The sequence below is a fragment of the SAR324 cluster bacterium genome (assembly GCA_015232315.1).
Taxonomy (GTDB): Bacteria; SAR324; SAR324; order SAR324; family NAC60-12; genus JADFZZ01.
This window is the reverse complement of sequence record JADFZZ010000020.1, coordinates 44,184-66,742: the sequence shown is the minus strand read 5'-3', so window position 1 is coordinate 66,742 and position 22,559 is coordinate 44,184. Positions and strand designations below refer to the sequence as shown.

General features: G+C 45.4%; 17 protein-coding genes. 6 read left to right on the top strand and 11 right to left on the bottom strand.

Annotated features, from left to right (window positions below; genetic code table 11):
* Nucleotides 1-39: 39 nt before the first annotated feature.
* The 4 genes from HQM11_13615 to HQM11_13600 all read right to left on the bottom strand — a co-directional run bounded on the left by HQM11_13615 (nucleotide 40) and on the right by HQM11_13600 (nucleotide 4,535).
* Nucleotides 40-1,353 carry a response regulator gene (locus tag HQM11_13615; GenBank protein ID MBF0352064.1) on the bottom strand — a complete coding sequence of 438 codons (1,314 nt, stop codon included), beginning with the start codon at nucleotides 1,351-1,353 and terminating at the stop codon, nucleotides 40-42.
* 411 nt (nucleotides 1,354-1,764) lie between these two features.
* Nucleotides 1,765-2,163: a hypothetical protein gene (locus HQM11_13610; protein MBF0352063.1), complete on the bottom strand. Its 399-nt coding sequence runs from the start codon at nucleotides 2,161-2,163 to the stop codon at nucleotides 1,765-1,767.
* 71 nt (nucleotides 2,164-2,234) lie between these two features.
* Complete coding sequence (locus HQM11_13605; protein MBF0352062.1) at nucleotides 2,235-2,597, bottom strand: hypothetical protein; 363 nt, start codon at nucleotides 2,595-2,597, stop codon at nucleotides 2,235-2,237.
* A 186-nt stretch (nucleotides 2,598-2,783) separates the two neighbouring features.
* Nucleotides 2,784-4,535: an N-acetylmuramoyl-L-alanine amidase gene (locus tag HQM11_13600; protein ID MBF0352061.1), complete on the bottom strand. Its 1,752-nt coding sequence runs from the start codon at nucleotides 4,533-4,535 to the stop codon at nucleotides 2,784-2,786.
* A gap of 108 nt (nucleotides 4,536-4,643) precedes the next feature.
* Here HQM11_13600 and HQM11_13595 point away from each other — a divergent pair, with 108 nt between their 5' ends.
* The 4 genes from HQM11_13595 (at nucleotide 4,644) to HQM11_13580 (ending at nucleotide 9,989) form a co-directional block, all read left to right on the top strand.
* Nucleotides 4,644-5,945 (top strand): AAA family ATPase, encoded by a 1,302-nt coding sequence (locus HQM11_13595; protein MBF0352060.1) that lies wholly within the window; start codon nucleotides 4,644-4,646, stop codon nucleotides 5,943-5,945.
* Nucleotides 5,942-6,790 carry a DUF4435 domain-containing protein gene (locus HQM11_13590; GenBank protein MBF0352059.1) on the top strand — a complete coding sequence of 283 codons (849 nt, stop codon included), beginning with the start codon at nucleotides 5,942-5,944 and terminating at the stop codon, nucleotides 6,788-6,790. Before HQM11_13595 ends, HQM11_13590 begins: the two co-directional genes overlap by 4 nt.
* A 3-nt stretch (nucleotides 6,791-6,793) precedes the next feature.
* Nucleotides 6,794-7,774 (top strand): MBL fold metallo-hydrolase, encoded by a 981-nt coding sequence (locus HQM11_13585; protein ID MBF0352058.1) that lies wholly within the window; start codon nucleotides 6,794-6,796, stop codon nucleotides 7,772-7,774.
* Between the two features lie 82 nt (nucleotides 7,775-7,856).
* Nucleotides 7,857-9,989 (top strand): adenylate/guanylate cyclase domain-containing protein, encoded by a 2,133-nt coding sequence (locus HQM11_13580; GenBank protein ID MBF0352057.1) that lies wholly within the window; start codon nucleotides 7,857-7,859, stop codon nucleotides 9,987-9,989.
* A 3-nt stretch (nucleotides 9,990-9,992) separates the two neighbouring features.
* On the opposite strand, the gene HQM11_13575 is transcribed toward HQM11_13580, so the two are convergent.
* The 7 genes from HQM11_13575 to HQM11_13545 form a co-directional block, all read right to left on the bottom strand.
* Entirely contained in the window at nucleotides 9,993-11,021 is a 1,029-nt protein-coding gene (locus HQM11_13575) for a DUF2804 domain-containing protein (protein ID MBF0352056.1), read from the bottom strand.
* Between the two features lie 81 nt (nucleotides 11,022-11,102).
* The gene (locus HQM11_13570) at nucleotides 11,103-11,849 is read right to left on the bottom strand and encodes a hypothetical protein (protein MBF0352055.1); all 747 of its coding nucleotides are present in this window, start codon (nucleotides 11,847-11,849) and stop codon (nucleotides 11,103-11,105) included.
* A gap of 397 nt (nucleotides 11,850-12,246) precedes the next feature.
* Complete coding sequence (locus HQM11_13565; protein ID MBF0352054.1) at nucleotides 12,247-12,906, bottom strand: hypothetical protein; 660 nt, start codon at nucleotides 12,904-12,906, stop codon at nucleotides 12,247-12,249.
* Between the two features lie 416 nt (nucleotides 12,907-13,322).
* A complete protein-coding gene (locus HQM11_13560) occupies nucleotides 13,323-14,951 on the bottom strand; it encodes a TolC family protein (GenBank protein ID MBF0352053.1) in 1,629 nt (542 codons plus the stop codon).
* A 197-nt stretch (nucleotides 14,952-15,148) separates the two neighbouring features.
* On the bottom strand, nucleotides 15,149-15,997 hold the full coding sequence (locus tag HQM11_13555; GenBank protein MBF0352052.1) for a hypothetical protein: 849 nt from the start codon (nucleotides 15,995-15,997) through the stop codon (nucleotides 15,149-15,151).
* Between the two features lie 222 nt (nucleotides 15,998-16,219).
* Nucleotides 16,220-18,046, bottom strand: a complete 1,827-nt coding sequence (locus HQM11_13550) for an aminopeptidase P family protein (protein ID MBF0352051.1) — start codon at nucleotides 18,044-18,046, stop codon at nucleotides 16,220-16,222.
* Between the two features lie 149 nt (nucleotides 18,047-18,195).
* A complete protein-coding gene (locus tag HQM11_13545) occupies nucleotides 18,196-18,984 on the bottom strand; it encodes a dioxygenase (protein MBF0352050.1) in 789 nt (262 codons plus the stop codon).
* Nucleotides 18,985-19,347: 363 nt separating this feature from the next.
* Here HQM11_13545 and HQM11_13540 point away from each other — a divergent pair, with 363 nt between their 5' ends.
* Both HQM11_13540 and HQM11_13535 read left to right on the top strand, forming a co-directional pair.
* Entirely contained in the window at nucleotides 19,348-21,498 is a 2,151-nt protein-coding gene (locus tag HQM11_13540; GenBank protein ID MBF0352049.1) for an FAD-dependent oxidoreductase, read from the top strand.
* 9 nt (nucleotides 21,499-21,507) lie between these two features.
* Nucleotides 21,508-22,509, top strand: coding sequence for a radical SAM protein (locus tag HQM11_13535; protein MBF0352048.1), 1,002 nt, complete (start codon nucleotides 21,508-21,510; stop codon nucleotides 22,507-22,509).
* Nucleotides 22,510-22,559: the final 50 nt, after the last annotated feature.

Below are 22,559 nucleotides of genomic sequence, written 5' to 3'. Positions count from 1 at the left end.
GCAGAGACACCTCAGGGAACGTATCTGCCGCAAACTCATCTACAATCCTAAACTCTGGAGTAGCAAATCCACTTCATCCTGAGGTGAGTCACTCATTTGTTTAGGTTGCAAACGTTCTTTTCGCTCAACGTCTGAAGGGTCCAGAATACTTTTCAATTTTTCAATTGTAGTCAAAAACTTTTGATCGGTGATCTGATCTTTCGAATAAAGTTCCATGGATTCAAGAACCTGTGTGTTGATTATAGCAGAGATTTTTTTGATCTCCTCAGTGGAATGCTCAGGAAGGTTTTTCAGGATAATGGATTCCATTTGCTCCATGATTGTCATTTGCTGTTCTTTCATGTTCTGATAAGTCACATTGATCTGGGATAATTCATTGTTACAGGATCTGACAATCTGATAAATTTGCTGATTTTTTTTCACAAGCTCATCGTTTTGCTGGAGGATCTGGATTTCCCGGTCAAAATGCTTAAGTCTCGCATCAAATTGTTCCAGCAGAACGCTTATCGTCTCAATGGCCTTATTCAGTTCTGTTACATTTTGCGGACTGTTGCGTATCATGAGAGCTGAACGTTTTTCTTTAGAGGGAACAACGGTATAACGTCCCCCCTGAAACACGTCGCCCTGGGTCAATGCCCGTTCAAGCAGATGATGATCCATTTGACTGCTCAGACCGCGATCAGAAATATTGACATCTGTTATCCCTTTCACATACACACTGCACCGCATGTTTTTGCCCTCAGCCGATTCAAACTGAAATTGTTTGGCGGTCTCCAGCAGTTCCGCGGTGAGTGTGTCATAATCCTGACAGGCCAGACTTTTCAAAAAAAACTGATTGATCAACTGTTGCGTCTGAAAACTGAATTTCATGGACTCAAATTCCCTGGATTTGGATTTGATGACATGGATGGTCGATTCACGGTAGGCCTCGACCTTTTTATCGAGGTTCGACTTCAAGGTTTCAAAACGGTTATATTCAGTCAGTGCTGAACGGACCATGGCCGTGAGAACTGAATCGGAAAAAGGTTTGGTCAAATATTGATAGGCGCCCTTGTCCATCCCTTCCGCAATATCATCCTGATAGCTTTTCGCAGTCTGAAGAATCACGGGAATATGTTTGTATTTCACATCCTGTTTCAATGTTTCGAGCACCTGAATGCCCTCCATGTCAGGCATCATCCAATCCAGGATAATCACTTTGATTGTTTTCGTGGTGTTACGCAGATAATCCAGCGCCTCCCTTCCTGATGAAGTTGTGATGAGTTCATAGCCTTCATTTTCCAGATATTCTTCGATTAAATCCAGATTGAACAAATCATCATCTACTACCAGGATTGTATCTTTTTCAGACATGATGTTCCTTATTTTTGAGAGAATTGAAAATAATAGTAATCCGGTTGATAACAATAATTCATAAACGGTTCAAGATAGTACTCAGAAATACTCAAAAAACAGCTATAACTTTTCAAAAAATATTTTTTGATGGGCAGGCGTAGAGATGTGCTATTTCCAGTTTCTGGATTTCAGACGCTGGTCAGTAAATAAACGGCGGGAATCATCGAGGATAAAGACCCTTTCAAAACCCTGGGGGAGATCTGCTCCAAGGCTGTTAAGTTAAGGAATTACCTGCGAGAAAATCCCTCTTTTCAAAGGGGGCAGGGGGGATTTAAAGCTCAGAATAACATCCCCCTAACCCCCTTAAACCAAGGGGGAATTGGTGCAAGTGCCTTCACGGTGCTTAACTTAATAGACGTGGAGATCTGCTCAGGAAGGTTTTTTAGGTTTGACGGGTTTTTCAGGGGAACTGATGGCACGGACAGTGTCAAAAAAAGTTTCCGAAGTGCGGGCATGCAGTTTTTTCATAGCTTCGGTCGTTTCAGGCGTTGTCACCGATTCAAGAAAACCAAAGGTGAGTCCTGACAAGGTTTTATGCAGAGATTCCATGGAATTGACACCAGTGTTGACGGCCTGTTTGACCAGTTCTGCTTCCTCTCGGGATTCCTGTGCTGCTTCGAGTTTTTTTGCGACAAACTGAATGGTGGCCGCCATTTCCTGATGGAGTTCGATGGATTGTTGTCTCAATAACGCAATGCTGCGTTTGAGTTGCCAACTACCAAACAGAATGATCACGGTGAGAATACTGTTGATGACAAGTTCAAGCATGGAAGTCCTTAACAATGGGTTGTGTCACAAGTGTGAACCCGTCACACATGACAGGCTTCAGAAACAGCGGTTCAATACAGAATGGTCTCAACTTGAACGTCAATGTCTCTTTTTTCCAACTCCTGTATGAGTATTTCCTGGAAACGGGCATATACTTTGGCTGTCAGCACCTGAGGGGCAACTTCTGCCAGATATTTGGCCATTCCATGATGTCGTTCCGCAAGAGCTACCGGATTTTTGAGTTCAATGGCAATTCGTGGTCTGAGTCCGCCTGAACCTTGAGGCTGAGCATTTTCGTCCAGTTCCAGTAGTTTCTTTAAATGCCGCAATTCAGACTGTGTGTTCTTCAGTTCTGCGTCAACAGTTCGAAGGTATTGATAGATTCCAGCCCCCAAAACCAGGACGATCCCTAATAAAACAGTCAGTACCCACATAAATAAATTCCTGCTGTAAATAATTTGGTGATGAAATCCTGTGGTCCGCCACGATGTCATCCCCGTGAAAACGGGGATCCAGGAGTGCGCCGATGGATTCCGTGTCAAGCACGGAATGACACCGTGCGATGGCTTGAAGCGGTTGCCGTCACCAGAAAATTTACAGCAACAATAAATTCCATGAAATCAATTTTTCGCGATCGTGATAGTTTTGCTGGTGCTGTAATGCGTGTCAATCGATGACACCAGGGACTCCGCCATTTTTTGTCTGATTTCTGCTTTCAACACATCGGTTCGGTCTCTCATATTGCCAAGATTGGCGATTTCCACCAGCACAGAGGTGGGAATTTTGCTATAGCGCAGAATGGCCGGTAACGTGCGTTTTCCGCCACGGTAATGATAACCTCTTACAGGAGAAGAGGGATGGACCGCAAGTCCTGATTTTTTGAAGGAATCAATCACGGTTTTTCCAAAGGCCGAACTGACACTGGCGGCTTCACGATTGTCGTCGTCATCAAATTGGAGGACCCGTTGAAACTCCTGAATATTCCGGTAAATTCTGCCGCCAAGCTGGAAACTGGAACGCCGCAAACGCGCATCAGGATAATAAACCATCGCACCCCGTAAAGACGCGTGCAACGCATCTCCATGAAGGCTCATGAGCAGTATATTTTCAGGTTTCACACCAGCTTTGACCAGTTGCTTGTATTGATAGTTGATCAGATAGACCCGCATGTTGATACCTGCTCTGGTATCGCTTATTTGGTAATTGGGGTGAACCATCAGGACTTCATCTTCGTCTTTTCTGCTCAATAAGTTTTCAACAGGCTGTTTATTATTGATGTCATAGCGTGTGGGATGAACCACATAACCGCTTTTGGTCAGCAGGGGAAGCATTCGCAGGCTGATATCAAACACCACTTCATCTTCAAAAACATGACCCCGTTGCGTTGGATGTTTGAAAGTGGCACCGGGATCTTTGCCACCGTGCCCTGCGTCCAGAATGACATGAATTTGTTCCTGCTGTTCAACCACTGGCCTGGTTTTCGCCACTTGACGTGCTTTTCTGGCTAAAGATTTCCCAGGGGTTGGTGATGGGCGTGGCGTGTCTTGTACTAAAAATTCCTCGCTCAACCACTCCAGTGGGATTTTGATTTCTGTTCCCGGAGTAATACGTTTGGGGTCAGAGATTTGATTCAGTTTCAACAGATCCCCGGCCATTTTACTGACATCGTCCGCCAGCATTCGTCCGGTGAACCGCACAATGACCGAGGAATAAATCGCGTCGCCCCGTTTCATCTGATAATACGCCCAGGTCTTGCCCGTTGAATCCGCTTTTGCCGTCAAGGGAGGTTGCACTTTCATGGGGCGCAATTCAAGCCCTTCACGCATCCACTTCCAGGGAATCACCACCGTATCTCCTTTTTTGAGATACCTGCCACCTTTTCTCAGGTGATTGAACGTTGCCAGTTGGGATGAGCCGAAGCCGTCACGCATGAAAGTCATCGCAATCAAACTCAATGTTTCACCCCTGTAAGTGACACGATGCGCCCAACCTTCAGCTTCACTGGTGTCATTTGGAAACAACGCCTTGAGTGCCAGACTTTGCAGATTATCATTCAGTATTTCAAAAGGAATGCGGACATAACGGTTTTTATAGAGGGGACGGTTGTTGTTGTATTTTTTAATATTTTTAAAATTATTGCCGGGATCTTTCAACGTTCGCACGGCAAAACTGTAGGTACCTTCACCATTCTGAGGCATCAGGCGGGTGATGATGTTCCTGCCATCAAAGCCTACCTGTATCTTATAGTCCTGCCTGTAAACAAACTCTTTGGTTGCGACAGTCTGCCGTTTTCCGGCTTCCGCAGTGTTGCTCCAACCGGTAATTCCGATAAAGATCGCCAGAAAACAAATAATCAGATTGATAAATCGCATAATTTCATGAATGAAAAGTTATTGAGAAAAAAATATTAAGAGATGGTTATCGAAATAACAAGAACCATGCCAATAACATAACGCAACAGGAATATTCGGAAGGACCTTATGCAAGTCAGACAACTGGTTATTACAAAATTGTTCGGGACACTGGATTATAGTCTGGCCCTCAACCACAAAGACCACATCACCATCCTGCACGGTCCCAACGGGTTTGGAAAAACAACCATTCTGAGGATCCTGCATTATTTTTTCAATCATCAGGAAATTGCTCTGGCAAAAATTCCCTTTCAGGAATGTGAGATTCTGCTGGAAGACCAAAGCAGGATTATGTTGCACAAGGATCAGGTGATGTCAGCGAATTCCGCACTCACGATCAGCTATCAGAATCAGCAATATCGACTGGAGCCTGTTTCCAAAAATCAGGATTTGATGGGCGTTCTCCATGACATAGAGCGCAGTGTTCCCTCGCTCAAACGAACAGGGAATAACTCGTGGCAATATCTGCCAACACAGGAAATCTGGTCGCTGGAAGATGTCATTGACACCTTTGGGCAATCCATTCCTTCGCTGAAATACTACCTTGAGGAAATGCGACCTGAATGGCTGAAGCAGTTGCAGGACCGTTGTGATATCCGGTTAATTGATGCTCAGCGTCTGTTTCTGCGGCACACGCTGTCCGAACCTTCCAGCCTGGTTTCTTCCATGATGGATTCAGTCAACTTCTATTCACGGGAACTGGTACGCTTGATCCAGGCAGAACTGGCCCGTTATGCGGCCCTGGCCCAATCTTTGGATATCAGTTATCCGTCAAGACTGCTGTCAGGCAAAACAGATATTCTGGATGAGGCTCAACTCAAAAAAAAGTTTCAGGATCTTGAGAAAAACCGGATTCGACTGCTTCAAACCGGATTGCTGAGCATGGATGAACAAACCGAATTTGAAATGCCGTCCCGTCTGGAAAAACACCTGCGTCTGGCTTTTTCTCTCTATGTTGAAGATACCTGGAACAAACTGAGTCTGCTGTCTGAACTGGCCAACCGGATTGAATTATTCACCGCCATTGTCAACAAACTTTTCAGTCATAAACGACTGAAAATTGATAAACAGCGAGGCTTCCTGTTTCAGTCCACACAAGGGCATATTCTGTCACCTGATGTTTTGTCTTCCGGTGAAAAACATGAAATGGTGCTGCTGTATGAATTGTTGTTCAAAACCCCCAAAGGGTCCCTGATTCTCATTGATGAACCCGAATTGTCGCTCCATGTTCTGTGGCAGGAAGAATTTTTACAGCAATTGCAGAAAATTATAAAAATCAATGAATGCGATGTGCTGGTTGCGACCCATTCGCCTGAAATCATCAATGACCGCTGGGATCTGACCATCGCGCTTGAAGGAGACAACGCATGATGGAACGCTCGCCCCATGCTCTGGTAAACTCGATTCGGATGAAACGTGTCCGGCACAAGGGCGTGTTTATCGTGGTGGAAGGTGATTCGGATGCCCGATTTTATAAAATGTTTGTCAACAATGAGCATTGCAGGGTTGTTCCAGCGTTCAGCAAGGAATCTGTCCTCAAAATGGTCACGACCCTGGAACAAGATCTGGACGGAATTGTGGGTATTGTGGATGCGGATTTCTGGCGTGTGGATCACATTGTGTCCCCTTCGCCCAATGTGATAATGACCGATTGCCATGATCTGGAAAGCATGATTTTATCCTCTTCAGCACTGGCCAAAGTGCTGGCGGAATATGGGGATGATGACAGAATCGAACAATTTGAACGACGTGTGAAAAAATCAATACTGGACACCTTGATTGACGCTGGCTATATTCTGGGGGGTTGCCGCTGGTTTTCTCTCAATCAACATCTGAACATCCGGTTCAGTCATTTGAATTTTGAACACTTTGTTGAGCCGCAAACCCTGAAAATCAACAGGGATCAGTTGCTGAAATCACTCCGTCTTAATTCTTCTGTGGGTGCGCCTGTCGGGGCTATCCGAAAATATCTGAACCATTTAAAGGTTGAGTTGGAAAACGCCTGGCAGATGTCATGCGGACATGATCTGGTTTCCGTGTTGTTGATGGGACTGAAATTCACATTTGGATCTCAAAATGCTGACAAACTGGGCCGTGCCTCGCTGGAAAGTGATCTGCGTCTGGCCTATTCTGAAGAAAATTTCAGGAAAACCGCTGTTTATCAGTCCTTGAAAAACTGGGAACAGGAACATAAACCATTCACTGTTTTTGAATAATTTATGAAAAAATTTTTACCCTCATTCAAGACCCTGTCATTCTTTATTCTCGGGGTTATCACAGGAGCGGCAATACATAACAATCAGGATTTGTTGAAGGACTATGTGGCTCGAGGAGTTATGTGGTGGTCTATGCCGGATTTCCGCTGGACAATGGTCAATGTCAACCATACGACGCTACAGGGGGATGCTCACCTGATTCAGATCCGTGATGGTCAAACAATTCTCATTGATGCCGGATACGAGCAACCTGCCAAAGAAAAACTGATGCCCTGGCTCAAACAAAATTATGTAAAACAGATTGATCGTGTATTCATTTCTCATCCGCACCGGGATCACTATGAAGGTTTGTTTCAGATTGTGAAATCCGGAATACGCGTCAAGGAAGTGTATTTTCATGTTCCAGACCGTGCTTTGTGTGACGCTGAAAGCCCCCGTTGTGTTTACCAGAGTGTTCTTGACATGAAAGCTCTGCTGGAAAACCGGAAGATTCCGCTCCTTGAGGTTGAAAACGGACAGGAACTCGATCTTGGCGGAGGGGCGCTGATGCGTGTTTTGAATGTTTCTGACGCGATCCACACTCCAATAGGACCCACCAATAAAATCAATGACATGTCGATGGTTCTGCAACTGGAATTTGCAGGACACAAGATTCTGTTCACCGGCGATCTTGGTGAAAAAATGGGACAATACGTCGCGGAAACTTCGGATCAATTGAAATCAGAAATTCTCAAGGTTCCGCATCATGGCGGCCGATCTTTGGTGCCCAATGTGTTTTTTGATAAAGTCAGTCCGGAATATTCTCTGGTTCCGGCACCTGCGTGGCTGTGGTGTGATGAACGTGCCGACCAAGCCCGCAACTGGCATAAAAATCACCATATCCCGGTCTACGTCAATGGGTTTCATGGGCATATTCAGGTTATTATCCATCATGCGCGCCTGAGCTTTAACACAGAAATACCACCATCACCGATGTGCGAATAATCCCGGTAAGGCATGGAATGATATTCCTCATAATTCCAGATTTAAACCTTTACGAATAAAACATCGTTCCAATCATGGAGATATGATTCAATATTGTTTAAGGTTTATCAGCATTTCGGCACTGCTATGGTTACTCTGCTGGCAACCTGCCGTGGCTGAGGCGCTCATTGACGTGACCTCACCTGTTGTTGAATCGGGGAAAATAGACTTGTCCAACTGGAATTTTTCGGATGATGGCATAGTGAAACTTCACGGAGGCTGGCAGTTTTTCTGGTCGGTTTTTCTCACAAAAGAAGAGATCCTTAGCGGTCAGTTTGAGGAACACCGGGGGATTATCTCAGCACCGGGAGGATGGAACCGTCATCAATGGCAAGGAAAAGATGTTGGCGGTATTGGTTACGGGACCTACTTTCTGGAGATTAAGGTCAATCCGCAGGAACTCCTGATGATTGTATTTACGAGCGTTGGAACAGCCTATCGACTCTATGTCAACGGCAATTATGTCGGCGGTCAGGGAAAACCAGGAAAAACGATTGAAGAAGCGATTCCGCAACTTGAACCACTCATGTTTGAGCTTCCCCACACCGACAACCTTGGAATTGTTGTTCAGGTTTCAAATTATGAAGATTGGCAGGGCGGCATCTGGGATGCAGTTCTGATTGGTCATGCCAAAGACATCCGCGAACGCCGTGAACGCAATCTGGTGCTCGACCTGTTTCTGTTCGGCGGCTTTCTGATTATTGGTTTGTACCATATAGGTCTGTATTCATTACGTCCCAAAGACCGGTCCGCGTTTTATTTTTCCATGATTTGTCTTCTGATCGGATTGAGAACCATCCTGGTCGGTGAACGTTATGTCCGTCAGTTGCTGCCCTCACTGGAATTCGGACTGTTGTTCAAAGTTGAATATCTCAGTTTTTATCTCACCGTGACAGCCATGGGTTTGTTCATCCACTCCCTGTTTCCCCGGGAATTTTCCAGAAAAATAATGTTTTTTATGGTGTTCATGGGGGTTGTGTTTTCCGGTGTCGTGATTCTAACCCCACCAGCGATTTATACTTACACCGTTCATACCTATCAGGTGTTTGCGATGCTGTGCGGACTCTACTTCATTTATTCCATGATATTCGCCTTATGGCGAAGACGGGAAGGATCTTTCATTTTTCTGACAGGGTTTTCTGTTTTCTTCGGGGCCTCTGTGAATGATATTCTGCATGCCAACCAGATCATTCACACTGGAAATTATGCCTCTATTGGTCTGTTGATTTTTATTTTCTGCCAGGCTCTTCTGCTGTCCATCAAATTTTCACAGGCCTTCAATCTCGTAGAACGTCAAGCCGATGATTTATTTCTGCTGAACCGGGCCGCCAACCGGTTTGTGCCAAACCAGTTGATCCAGCGTCTTGGAAAATCCAGTATTGTGGATATCAATCTGGGGGATTGTATACAACTGAACATGACGATCCTGTTTTCTGACATCCGTGATTTCACCACGCTTTCAGAAACCATGACACCCGAAGAAAACTTCAGGTTTCTCAATTCCTATCTTCGGCACATGGAACCCATAATTCATGAGCATGGTGGTGTCATTGATAAATACATCGGTGATTCCAACATGGCGATCTTTGATGACCCGGAAAATGGCGTAAAAGCCGCGATCGGAATGCATCTCAAACTCCATGAATACAACGAGTTTCGGGAAAAAGCAGGATACCGTCCAGTGGCAATCGGCATTGGAATCAATTCAGGGGAATTGATGCTGGGCACCATTGGCGGAAGTTACAGGATGGAAGAGACTGTGATCAGCAACGCCGTGAACATTGCGGCCCGGGTCGAAGGCATGACCAAACAGTATGGAACCACGATTCTGATCAGCGAAAACACATTCTATAATCTTAAAAATCCCACTGATTATAAAGTGCGCCTGATTGATAACGTCATTGCCAAAGGAAAGTCAGAACCTGTCACGATCTATGAAGTGTTCAATGGAGAACCCCCGGAAATATGCGAACTCAAGACGCAATACCTCAAAACCTACGAAAACGCCGTTGCGCTGTATTACATGAAACGTTTCCGTTCAGCCATGCGCCAGTTTGAGGTTTGCCTCAAAACCTACCCCAAGGACAAAGTCTGCCAAATTTACCTTGAACGTTGCCAGGCACTGCTTGACGGCAAAGCCACCTGGCAGGAAGTGACGGAATTGAGGGAGAAGTGAAACTCACCACTTGGCGTAGTGGTCTTCCACAAAACCGGGCATATCAGTAATTTCAAAGGTTTGATTGCGCAAATTCAATTCACCGGAGAATCTGCCAAAAAACTGTTTGAAATTGCTGGCGGCCAGGACCGCGTTGACTTTTTCCGCATGGAATCCTTCCGGATAAAATATCAGGTCCACCTGACCATCGTTGGAATGAATGTTCCACAAGGAGTGGATGTCATTACGATCAAAATCGAAACGGACCAGATCGACCTTGATCAATTCCCCATTCACCCACAGACAATTTTCTGTATAGCTGGTTTCATTGACACCACAGGACACATTGAGCCCCAGTCTGGTTCCATCACTCAGCGCTCCGGAAAAACAGGCCCAATTCCAAAATGTTTCGCGACGCATGAAACCCGCGGAAAAATCATGGTGGGCATAAGCTTCTGTTTCCGCAAAGTCATATTCGCCCAAGGCGCAACTCAATTTTCCCTGCACAGCGACACCCGCGACTTTCTGTGCGTAAACCCACCCATTGTATCCCGCACGCGTGCAGATAGACATGGGATGAAACGGCGGATCCGCTTCAGAAAAAAAGACATCCGCCTGAAGTTCCTCGCCAAGCTGAACTTTGAGATGCTTCTCAGCAGGACTCAACACGCTGGTCATTTCAACCTTAACATTTTTCCCGCTGAATCGGCTGGTGCCATGTGTGGCCGACTGACTGAAGCTGGTACCCAAGGCCAATAGCTGTTTGTAGGAATATTCTATCAGACGTTGGGTTGAAGGCTGATAGAGGTACATGAAGGCAACCCCTATAAACCTGATATTGCTGATCGCGCAACCAAACAGAAGGTCATCGCTGATGATACCGAAATACTGGAACTGATTGAAACCGGCCCATTTTTCCGCAAGGGATATTTTTCGTCCCATCGGAGTACGGAAATCATAATCCAGATAATTGATCCGGGAAATGGGTTTGTCATAAATGCCAAAACGAATGGTTCCATCTGGCAGGACAAGCGATGATTCATAGGATTTCATGGGACTCCCGAAGTTAAAGGACACTGCGTTTCCGACCATGACAGGTCAACCATATCTGTGATTCCAACGGATGATCCACAGTTAAAGGACACTGCGTTTCCGACCATGACAGGTCAACCATATCTGTGATTCCAACGGATGATCCACATGGACCTTTGATTCCGGAATAAACAATGTGATGGCTTCACCCTTAATATTTTCCAGTCGGGGAAGTACTTCGTATACAGTTTTATAACTAGGCACAAGACACAAAACTCTCAATCCGGTTTCCGGAGAAACCCTGAAACGATAAGCATGCTCATTACGGGTCTGGTAAAGAAAATAAAAAAACAGATCACGATCAATCTGCTCCATACTTTGCCAGTAATGAATGAAATACAAACGATCAATGTCGTTCGGAAACGAGACCATTGCCAAACCATGAGGCTTGAGAAACTGTTCCGCATTGTTGAATCGCGTGGAAAGAGGACGTTTGGAAAAGCTTCCGCCAGTGAACCACCGTTTGAGATGGAGATTATTAAAGCGTGCAAGTTCCCGTTCAAAGCCGATCCGTAAATGATTCACACGACAAATCTGATTGGCCTGATTCCGGGTAAAACGATGGTATTGGGGGGCATGATCCACACCAATTGTCTGAAAGCCCAAACTGGTCAGTGAAAAGCAATCAAACCCCTGAAACACATGACGATTCACCAATCGTGCTTGTTCAGTGTGCTTCAGCAGAGTCTTGATATCCTTCAGGTTTTCTTCATGAAAGAGGCGCTTCAACAGACTGTAATTGACCAGTGTGTAGTTTGAAATGGTCTGTAAAAATTGGGTTTGATCCATCGGTGTCTCTAAAAATTGTCAAAAAGCCCTGTTGCCTGTGCAAATCAAGTGCCTGTAATCATACTTAAATTGCGGATATTGCAAGAAAGGAACTGATTCCGGCAAAATTATTACTTTTTACGGCACAGTCATCGTTTCGCCAGTGAGTGGTGCAAGCCGGGCAGAGCGATGCCGGGAACGGTAGCCCCGGGTTACGTCTCGGGAAGGGCGACAAACCGTGGAATTACATCGGGACGTAACCCGATGCTACCGTTTTCGGAATAATATGTTACAGCAACAATTCGGGTATGTTTATTTCCGGCGATCGCTTCAGTGTTCTTGGTGGTAAATTTTCAAACCAACTGCACAGGTGGAAAGTTTTCCCTGTTATTTTTTGAACGTGCCTAAGCGACAGCGGCTAATGATTAAAAAACCGATTTAGATGGAGAAACCTTGATTTGAATTTATGACTGGCTTTGTGAAGCTTGTTGCGGAGGGGGTAATAATTTTTTACACACAGGATAAAGACATTTGTCATCACGTTCTGGCTGTCTTGATCCAGCATATACTGACAGGCATTATAACTTGTTTTATTGAGATTTTTTTTCAACAGGAAGGTGAGGATGAGTTTTTGAATTTGGGGATTGGATTGGAGGGTCTGGATGATGCTTTCAAGATTCTGGTAATCCAGATATTTCCTGAAAATACACAAGTACAGATGGTTGACCCTGGACTGATGTCCCAGACCTGTGTGACATTCCACCTCAACAATATGTCGAGCTACCGTGAAGACGATGTCTGGCTTGCTCTCGACTTTTTTGCGGAAGGCCCCGAAAATGGATTCATTGAACACGTCCACCAAAACCATTGCCAGTTCCGTGCGAAAATGAGCATCACGGATTTGATAGAATTCATCAATTCTCGCGATCAGATGCTCAAGCATCCTTCCCTGAATCATGTTGGTCAAAAAATAAATGACCATATCATCAGTTAAATTGTGTTCTGGCGGATGCTGAATTTTCAACAGACAATCAGCCATTGCCTGCGTGTATGGATTGATCAGTTCTTTCGATTGCATAAATCTTTAGAATTTATTGTCAACTCTGAGTTCATATCCTTACGATCTTTCAGGCACACAAGATCCTTATCGTCCACTCAGAAATATCTAATACAACTCTAACCTATATAGGGGATCCGGTTGGCAATATAAAGTGAAAAATCACACATTGTTAACAGCACTGATAAACCAACCCAGTTCTTTGATAACTCGACAGTGGTAAGTTCACTGCTTTTATTTTTCATTTTTTTTGAACTGATTGAAATTATTATAATTTTATCTGGTTGCGAACGTCCTGTTCGTAACCGTTCCATGACCCACCTCCGGTGGGTGCGAAGCCGAGTTTCGCCTGAGGGATAGCGTGCCCCCCGGAACGTAGGGCACGAGCAAACTTTTACAACTTATTCTTTTATCGTTCCAAAGGACTTTTCGAATAATCATTTTGGCTGGTGATGGTATGGGGACTCCAGTGCAAAAACTTCATAGAGATCATGGGTCAAAACCAGTAGCGACAGATAGGTTTTTTCAAAATTAATACGTGCCGCGGATTCCTGCTGGATGGCCGTCAACGCCTGTTGCTGGAATTGAGAAACCTGAAATGTGGTACTTTTCCCGAGTTTCATTTTCTGAATTTCATCCTGAAGCTGACGTTTGGCCAGACGAACTGTCGTATTTGCGAATTCAATTTCCCTGGTAGATAATGCCAGAGATCTCAACACAGAATGGAGTTGTATCCTCAGGCGGCTTTTCTGACTTTCAATCCGCAATTGAAGTTGCTCACGTTCCTGAATGATTTGCTGTTGCTTTTCAGAAAGCAACGTTCCATTGAATGGGACCGTCCAGACCAGATTAATGCTTGGACCATGCAGGTTGGTGTCACCATAATACTGGACAGGTTTGAGGGGATCACTACTGTAACCATTCATGGCATAACCAAAGACCAGATCAATATCTGACTTTTGTTGATTGTCCACATCCAGCATGTTGTATTGATAGATCAGCATGGCGGCATTGAGTTTTTTCAGCGTGATATCTTTTTCATAAACTTTTTGTACTAACTTTTGCTGGTCATTTTCATAAGATTTGATCTGTGGTTTGTCTTTGGGGTAAAGTCCCACATTGACCTGATCAAGGTCCAGGGCCACTTTCACCACATCTTCAATGCGTTTAGCATTAGCCTGTTGGCTGAATAACGCCTGCTTTTCACGGACCAGTTGAGTTTCTGAAATCTGCACATCCGTTTCATTCACAACGCCAGCCTGCAATCGTGCTTTGTTGTCTGCCAGCAGGTTTTCAGAAAGCTGAACCGCGGCTTTTTGCACTTCGATCGCTTCCACAACGCCCACCATATCCCAATAAGTCGTACCAATTTCCTGCAACAGTGAAAGCTCACTCTGTTCAGTATCCAATTCTGACTGCTGGACACTTACCTCCGCGATTCGTTCAGACAACTGGTTGATTTCGCCGCTATCCTTGCTGAGCGGCACAGTGATCGAACCACTGAAAGAACTTTTATCCAGCCAGTCGGAATAAGCAGAAGGTTCTGAATTGTCACCCTCCTTGGCGATGACAAGGGCTCGCGCATGGGCGCGGCTTTCCTGATAGGTCATGCTGTATTCGATGCCATTGCTGAGCTTCTCTGTCCATGTTGAAGAAAATCCAAGAATTTCAGAACCGGACGCTGTCATGAAACTTGTGGCCGAGCTCGAGCCTGAACTGATCTGATTGTTCCAACCCAGACTGCTGATCAAAACCGGAAAATCCTTGTTCTGGGCTAATGCCAGCGATTTTCGCGCAATTTGTTCTGCCAGTTTGAGAGCCTTGAGGTCGATACTTCGTTCCAATCCATATTGAAGAATATCCTTCAGCGTTACCTTCGCATAAGGTTCATTATCCAGCATGAATAACTCTACTTTGGACATCAACGACTGAATTTCCTCAGGGGTCATGCTTCCCTCTGGAATCCATTGGCTTAAGTCTTGGGCTCTGATGACCGATGCGGCAAAAACCAAACCGATGACCATCAGCACTTGGATCAATAAAAAACGTACATGATTTCCAGTCATATCTCTCTTTTTTGTATGTTAACTCAAGAGTTGTAAGTTTTCAGTTATCAGCCTTCAGCTTTTTGTAAGTCATTGAAATTGAAAGTTTGATGAATATCAAACTTTCAAAGAAACTTTTAGGCTTATGTAAAAAAAATAATTTCAATCAGTTCAAAAAACTCAGAACTGAACGCTGAGAACTTACCACTGTCGAAATGTTAATAGGAAAACAACGATCTGCGCAGCATCAGGGCCGAAGCAACAGGTTGAATGATTTCATCCTGTTGGGATTTATCAAAATTGAATGTTTCCCCGATAAACTGGATAAACTCTGCTTCCTTGGGATCATATTCGCCATCAATCATTACAATTTCCACAATATATTTATAGATTGATGAGCGCATGGTTTCGTCAAAATGCTGAATGGGAAGGTGGTGTGGCAGGTCATGATCCTGTTCCAGTTGATGGAATTTTACCTGATCATAATTCAGTAAATGAGAAATATTTTCGAAGTATTTATATTCCTGCGTATGTACTTTGTCATCAATATGAATGGCCTGCCACAGCATTGCGGCAACCCAGTATCGTTGCTGGTCATTGAGGCATTCAAGCAACATCTGGGTGAATCTTTTTCGTTTAACATATTGAACCTGTTCGATCAGGGTATCCACCGCATGAGCGTCAATATTCAGGACACTGGCGACATCACTGGCATATAAAAGTCCATCATCGGTCAGGTCACGTTCACAGGCCAGAATATCCAGACAGGCATGGATGATGATTCTGGCAACCCTGGGGGGAACATCAATCGCCGTGGGGGGGATTTCATCATATTGTCCGCTGATACTGATCTCAATCGCACGTTCAAGCACATCCGTCAGCCACTTCTTGCAGCGTAATATTTTAAAATTGATCAGAGTGTCCATGGAAACTTTGCGTGATGCGCCTTTGGGATCATTGACTGAAACCCATGTATCAGGAAACATCGTTTTCATCCATTCTCTGGACGAATCCAGAAAATCGAACACATCTTTTTCGCAGGTGAATTTTATTTTTCCACGATTCATCAGACAACTCCCCGGTTAGTCTGTCGCTGGCACGAAATTGTGTTTTTGTGTGTCATCCGGAATGTATGTGAGGGGTCTTGAACCTTTCAGGCTACTGATTTCAAAATATTCAAGAGCTCTCCCTTGGGTCGAGATGACACGAGTTTGGAATTTCGCAACAACGACTAGTTTATGCATCATTCTGATACTTATTAACGCATCAGAAGATTGAACACAAAGAATTTATGCAAAAATTTTACAGGCGTGTTCCAACCATGCCTGTTCGACAGGATTTTCCAGCATGGGGCCGATCTGCCTGAGAACCTCTTCATGGTATTGATTCAGCCATTTTTTTTCATGACTTCCCAGCATTTCAGGACAAATGAGTTTCCGCTCAAAGGGAATCATGGTCAAGGGTCTGAATCCCAGCCATTTTTTACCGGAGGGATGAGGTTCAAGATGGTCCAGAACCACCACCACATACAAATTTTCCAGTCGGATGCCGCTCCAGCCTGTTTCATAATAGCCAGGCTCATTGGACAAAATAACACCTGCGGGAATTCCACTGTCATGTGCCATTGGTGAAATTCTGAACGGGCCTTCATGAACATTCAGGAAGGCCCCCACACCATGACCGGTGCCATGCCCGAAATCCATGCCTGAATTCCATAAATCGGCACGTGTGATCGCATCCAGTCCTGAGCCTGTGGTGCCTTCCGGAAAAATCTGGCTGGCAAGCCGGATATGCGCTTTCAGCACATGGGTATAAATTTCACGTTGCCTGTCATCAGGTGTCCCGATGACAATGGTTCTGGTGTCATCAGTCGTACCACCATTTCCCTGAATCCCTGAATCCACCAGCAACAAACCACCCGCTTTCAAAAATTGTCGGGGATCCGGTGTGGAATAATGTACCATCGCGGAATTGGGACCATAGGCCGCAATGGTTGGAAAACTCAGATCTGTAAATCCGGGTTCTGACGCGTAAAATTCATACAAATCCAGGGCATAAGACGCTTCCGAAATATGCTGAGCCTGTGCGATTTGCTGTTCCAGATGAACAAAACTGCGAATTTTTGCTTTTCCTGAATGACGATGAGCTTGTTCACTACAGGCGATTTCCACAGGATTTTTTAAGGCTTTGAGTTCCGCTACCGGATTGGTTCGGTTGTAGATGCGTGAACTATCAGGGATGGTGGTGTAGATCCCCATGGTGGTGTGTTTGGCATCCATCCATATTTGCCCGGATTCCTGTTCAACAATTTTTTTGAGAAAGGGAAGAAAGGCGTCATAGGGATAAAATTCCCAGCAGGTTCGCCGTGTTTTCAATTCTACGCCATTGGATTCCGCATGGCAGAAACAATAAGCCTTATTTTTTGTCACCAGCGCAAAGCTTTCAAACACAGGATTATGCGGAATATCACTTCCCCTCAGATTGGTGATCCAGGCAATCTCATCCAGTTCTGTCAGGCATAAAACATCAACGTTCTGTTTTTTCATGCTTTCCCTGACTTTTCGGAGTTTTTCATCCGAGCGTACTCCAGCCTTGTTCAGATCCAGGGGGAAAATGACCTGTGCCGGTGCGAGGGGGCGTTTGCCCTCAAGAGACAAATCAACCAGATTGGGAGACACCGCCATCAAAATCACGCCCCCCTCCGCAATTTTTTTCAGGGTCCGATTGAATTGGAACACACTGATGATGAATGGATCAATCCCGACTCGCAGTGTCTGTCCCTGTTTGTTTTGCTGAAGATTTGCCATCCAGTTTTCAGGTTCAAGCACCCCTTGTTTTCCCAATTTATGAATTTCAAACAGATTTTCATCCACTTCCTGTTCCGCCTGCAAATGATAGCGGGAATCCACAAATAAATGATGCTTGCCGTCCAGACAAAAAATACCGGTGCCGGCAGACCCGGTAAATCCGGTGAGTGCCTCAAGGCGACGCTTGTTGGGCGGAACATATTCATTGAGATGTTCATCGGATGCAGGCACCCAATACATCTGTAACTGTTGCTTCCTTAATTGTTTGCGTAAATTCTGAAGGGTTTGAGTGATCTTTGCGGATGCCATATTTTTAAATCAGAATGAAAGAAAGTGCAGAATCATGTTTTTTGAACATAAAGAGGAAATTCATGTTTCTCAAGACACATTTAACTCATAGCGTGCCCCACGGGACGTAGAGCACGAGCAAACTTTACAACATATTCTTTTGCCGTTCCTTAGACCATACCAAAGCCATAGGACGCCATGGAAAGATTGCCATAACTGAAACTGGCATGGAGTTTTGAGCAGGTATCGTCCCCCGCAGCACCAACGGCGACCAGCAACGGATCAAAATGTTCTGTGGAAGGATGGACATAACCTGCTTGAGGCGCCCTTTCCCGATAACGAAGCAACGATTCCTGATTTTGTGTCATTAATTTATCCTCAATCCAGGCTACAAAATTAATCGCCCATGGATCCGGTAAACTCCCCTCTGGTTTCATGCCAGCCAGATTATGGGTCATGGCTCCTGAGGCCAGAATCAGAATTCCCTGTTCTCTCAAAGTTGCCAGAGCCTGTCCGGTTTTCAGATGTTGTTCAGGGGTTCCTCTGCCAATCAGACTGACGGGAATGACAGGAATATCCGCTTCAGGATACATCAGACGCAACGGGCACCAGGCACCATGATCCAGTCCACGGATTGAATTCAACTCATAAGCGATACCTCCCTGTGTTAAGGAATCACACACCGTTTCAACCAGTGAATCGTTATTTTTTGCAGGATATTCCATTTCATACAGTGCCGGAGGAAATCCGTAAAAATCATGAATTGTTTCCAGTCTGGAACTGGTACCAACGGTCGGTCTTTTTTCAAGCCAGTGTGCGGATATGGCCACAATGCCCTTTGGTTCAGGAATTTTCTGACTCAATGTACAAAAAAAATGATAGGCGGGGATCCGTGTTAAGGGCAAATCCGGAGCGCCATGAGAAACAAAAATTACCGGCATTTTATGTGTGTTGTGCATTGATGCGCCTCATTCAGGTTTTTTTCATCTGACTGGTTCAGGATCTGTCAGGTTAAAGGACAAGAATATGTGTTTTCCAGCTATAGTCATCGTTTGGCCAACGTTCAAATCCTGAAGTTCTTCTATCGTTGAAATGACACAAACTCAACTCCGGATTCACATGTGAATATCGGATTTCATTCCAACTTGCGTAAATCTTTATCAATCTTCATGTTCTCTGTAAGAATTTTTGTTCAGGGACGACTTATTCTTGATTCCAGAGTAAAAAATCGGGGTTTTAGTGTTTCGTTGAGGCTCTTCCCAACCTTTCGTTGTCCCGCTTTAGGCGGATCGTCGCAATTTCAAACTATTAACAGGAATTTTATGAACAAGCAAAAAACTGTCATTGCCCTTGTTATTGTAATGCTGGTCGGATTATTTTTTATTTTCGATCTCGATCAGTATCTCCGGTTGAGTTATTTCAAAAGCCAGTATCAGCAAATTTTACTGTATTATGAAGCTCACACCCTTCAAACCATCGCCACTTTCTTTTTGATCTACACCATAATCACAGCCTTATCTGTTCCAGGAGCCACGGTACTGACTTTGGCCTCAGGAGCTGTTTTCGGATTGATCAAAGGGACCATCATTGTATCCTTCGCCTCCACGCTGGGAGCGACCCTGGCGTTTCTGATCTCGCGCTTTCTGTTGAGAGATTTTGTTCAGCAACGATTCGTGTCGCAAGCACGAGCTATCAATGACGCTATCACCAGGGAAGGCGCGTTTTACCTCTTTACATTAAGACTGGTTCCAGCCGTTCCATTTTTTGTGATTAATCTGGTGATGGGACTGACACCCATAAAAACACAGACTTTTTTCTGGGTGAGTCAGGTCGGAATGCTGGCGGGAACCCTGGTTTTTGTCAATGCGGGAACCGAATTGGCAAAACTGGAAAATATCCGTGATATTCTCTCTCCGGGGCTGATCTTTTCCTTCACCTTGCTGGGCCTTTTTCCATGGATTGCGCGCAAGGTTTTGAGATTCATCAAGTCCCGGAAAATTCTGGCGGACTGGCCCAAACCTGCAAAATTTGACAGGAATCTAATCGTTATCGGCGCAGGCTCCGGGGGGCTGGTCTCTGCTTATATTGCCGCGGTGAGCAAAGCCAGAGTCACGCTGGTAGAAAAACATCTGATGGGTGGGGATTGTCTGAATACCGGATGTGTTCCCTCCAAGGCTTTGATTCGTTCAGCCAAATTTCTGTCTCACATTCAACGTGCCTCTGAGTTCGGCATCAAGTCCGCTGATGCCCGGTTTGATTTCGCGGATGTGATGGAACGTGTCCGGAATGTGATCGGGCAGGTGGCGCCGCATGATTCCATTGAACGATACACACAACTGGGCGTGGAATGCGTTCAGGGCACGGCCACCCTCAAATCGCCGTATCATGTGGAAATACGGACCCACACGGGAGCGACACAAACATTGACCACCCGCAACATCATTATTGCCGCCGGTGCCAGACCTCTTGTTCCCCCCATTCCCGGCCTTGATCAAATGGACGTGCTGACCTCCGACAATGTGTGGAACCTGCGCAAACTGCCGCAACGCCTCGTGGTGCTGGGAGGTGGGCCGATTGGCTGTGAACTGGCGCAAAGTTTCAGACGACTGGGAAGTGAAGTGTTTCAGCTTGAAATGGCTCCGCGCCTGATGATTCGTGAAGATCCTGAAATTTCTGAGATGGTCATGAACCGTTTCAGGAAGGAAGGCGTTCATGTTCTGGTAAACCATAAAGCCAGCCGTTTTGAACGGAACGGTGATGTTAAAATAATCTATTGCCAGCATGAAGGACGTGAGGTACGGATTGAGTGTGATGAAATTCTGTGCGCGTTGGGGCGTGTCGCCAACACCAAAGGTTATGGTCTGGAAGAACTCGGGATTCCGCTGACCCCTGCGAAAACCATCGAAACCAATGAATATCTGCAAACCCTGTATCCCAATATTTACGCCTGCGGAGATGTCGCCGGGCCGTTCCAGTTCACCCATACCGCCGCTCATCAGGCCTGGTATGCCGCAGTCAATGCCCTGTTTGGATCCTTGAAAAAATTCAGAACGGATTATTCCGTCATTCCGTGGTCCACATTCACGGATCCTGAGGTGGCCCGTGTCGGACTCAATGAACAGGACGCAAAACAAAAAAATATTCCCTATGAAGTGACCGTTTACGGGCTGGATGATCTGGACCGTGCCATTGCCGATGGGGAGGCGCATGGCCTGGTCAAAGTCTTGACGGTGCCCGGGAAAGACAGAATTCTGGGTGTGACCATTGTGGGAGAACATGCCGGTGACTTGATCGCTGAATACATTCTAGCGATGAAACACGGACTGGGATTGAACAAAATTCTGGGAACGATTCACATTTATCCGACGCTTGCGGAAGCGAATAAATACGCGGCCGGACAATGGAAACGCGCTCATGCTCCCGAAAAGCTTTTGCGTTGGGTCGAAAAATTTCATCAATGGCAATTACGCTAAGGAAAATTTATGCAAACACTTTCTGAACAGACAGGAATTCAATCAGATTCATCCCGTTTAAAAACAACCGTGCGGATCGTCGCCGATGCAGAAGTTCCATCAGCGCATAAACAGGATTGGTTCTACACCCCGACGGGAGAACCTCGCGGATATATTCAACCGCGACTCCTGAAAGAATTGTGGTTTCATACGGGCACGATCTGTAATTTACAGTGTCCCTTCTGTCTGGAAGGCTCCAAGCCGGGGGATACCCGACTGGCAAGTCTGAGATTAGAAGACGCCGTGCCATTTATGGATGAAGCGTTGACCATGGGCGTCGAACAATTTTCGTTCACAGGAGGAGAACCTTTTGTCATCAAGGATATTGTTGAAATTCTCAATTATGCGCTGGATCACCGTCCTTGTCTGGTTCTGACCAATGGCACAGATCCGTTACTGAGACGCTTCAAACAAATTCTTCCTCTCCGCGATAAACCTCATGAGTTATCATTCAGAATCAGCCTCGATTTTCCTGATCAGGAGCGACATGACGCGGGACGGGGGAAAGGGAATTTTCATAAATCATTGAAGACGCTGACGAACCTGTTTCAAAGTGGCTTTCATGTTTCCGTGGCACGACAATCCTCACGCGGGGAGAATCCCCGGGAAATCCATGCTGCTTATCAACATTTATTCATTGAAGCGGGATTACCAACCGACGTTCCAATAGTCGCTTTTCCTGATTTTCTCACGCCCAGTTCCTTCGCGGAAGTTCCCCCGATCAGCGAAAATTGTATCCGAACCTACAAAAAAGAAGAAAGCAGTCGTGCCCGGTTTATGTGCTATTCCAGTAAAATGGTATTGAAAAAACAGGAAAAAATGAAAGTTTACGCCTGCACCCTGGTGGATGATGACCCGGATTATGATCTTGGAGAAACATTGACAGAGGCCATGAAAATCCGGGTCATGCTGAAACATCATCGTTGCTATTCCTGTTTTGCCTATGGCGCATCCTGTAGCCAGCTTGATTGAGAAACAGAGTGCGGGTTTTTGAAGATTGGCGCAACTGAGCCATTGTTAAA

Bases quoted from the DNA above. Each gene is read 5' to 3' on its own strand.
- HQM11_13615 (MBF0352064.1), bottom strand. From the start codon at position 1,353: ATGTCTGAAAAAGATACAATCCTGGTAGTAGATGATGATTTGTTCAAT.
- HQM11_13610 (MBF0352063.1), bottom strand. From the start codon at position 2,163: ATGCTTGAACTTGTCATCAACAGTATTCTCACCGTGATCATTCTGTTT.
- HQM11_13605 (MBF0352062.1), bottom strand. From the start codon at position 2,597: ATGTGGGTACTGACTGTTTTATTAGGGATCGTCCTGGTTTTGGGGGCT.
- HQM11_13600 (MBF0352061.1), bottom strand. From the start codon at position 4,535: ATGCGATTTATCAATCTGATTATTTGTTTTCTGGCGATCTTTATCGGA.
- HQM11_13595 (MBF0352060.1), top strand. From the start codon at position 4,644: ATGCAAGTCAGACAACTGGTTATTACAAAATTGTTCGGGACACTGGAT.
- HQM11_13590 (MBF0352059.1), top strand. From the start codon at position 5,942: ATGATGGAACGCTCGCCCCATGCTCTGGTAAACTCGATTCGGATGAAA.
- HQM11_13585 (MBF0352058.1), top strand. From the start codon at position 6,794: ATGAAAAAATTTTTACCCTCATTCAAGACCCTGTCATTCTTTATTCTC.
- HQM11_13580 (MBF0352057.1), top strand. From the start codon at position 7,857: ATGATTCAATATTGTTTAAGGTTTATCAGCATTTCGGCACTGCTATGG.
- HQM11_13575 (MBF0352056.1), bottom strand. From the start codon at position 11,021: ATGAAATCCTATGAATCATCGCTTGTCCTGCCAGATGGAACCATTCGT.
- HQM11_13570 (MBF0352055.1), bottom strand. From the start codon at position 11,849: ATGGATCAAACCCAATTTTTACAGACCATTTCAAACTACACACTGGTC.
- HQM11_13565 (MBF0352054.1), bottom strand. From the start codon at position 12,906: ATGCAATCGAAAGAACTGATCAATCCATACACGCAGGCAATGGCTGAT.
- HQM11_13560 (MBF0352053.1), bottom strand. From the start codon at position 14,951: ATGACTGGAAATCATGTACGTTTTTTATTGATCCAAGTGCTGATGGTC.
- HQM11_13555 (MBF0352052.1), bottom strand. From the start codon at position 15,997: ATGAATCGTGGAAAAATAAAATTCACCTGCGAAAAAGATGTGTTCGAT.
- HQM11_13550 (MBF0352051.1), bottom strand. From the start codon at position 18,046: ATGGCATCCGCAAAGATCACTCAAACCCTTCAGAATTTACGCAAACAA.
- HQM11_13545 (MBF0352050.1), bottom strand. From the start codon at position 18,984: ATGCACAACACACATAAAATGCCGGTAATTTTTGTTTCTCATGGCGCT.
- HQM11_13540 (MBF0352049.1), top strand. From the start codon at position 19,348: ATGAACAAGCAAAAAACTGTCATTGCCCTTGTTATTGTAATGCTGGTC.
- HQM11_13535 (MBF0352048.1), top strand. From the start codon at position 21,508: ATGCAAACACTTTCTGAACAGACAGGAATTCAATCAGATTCATCCCGT.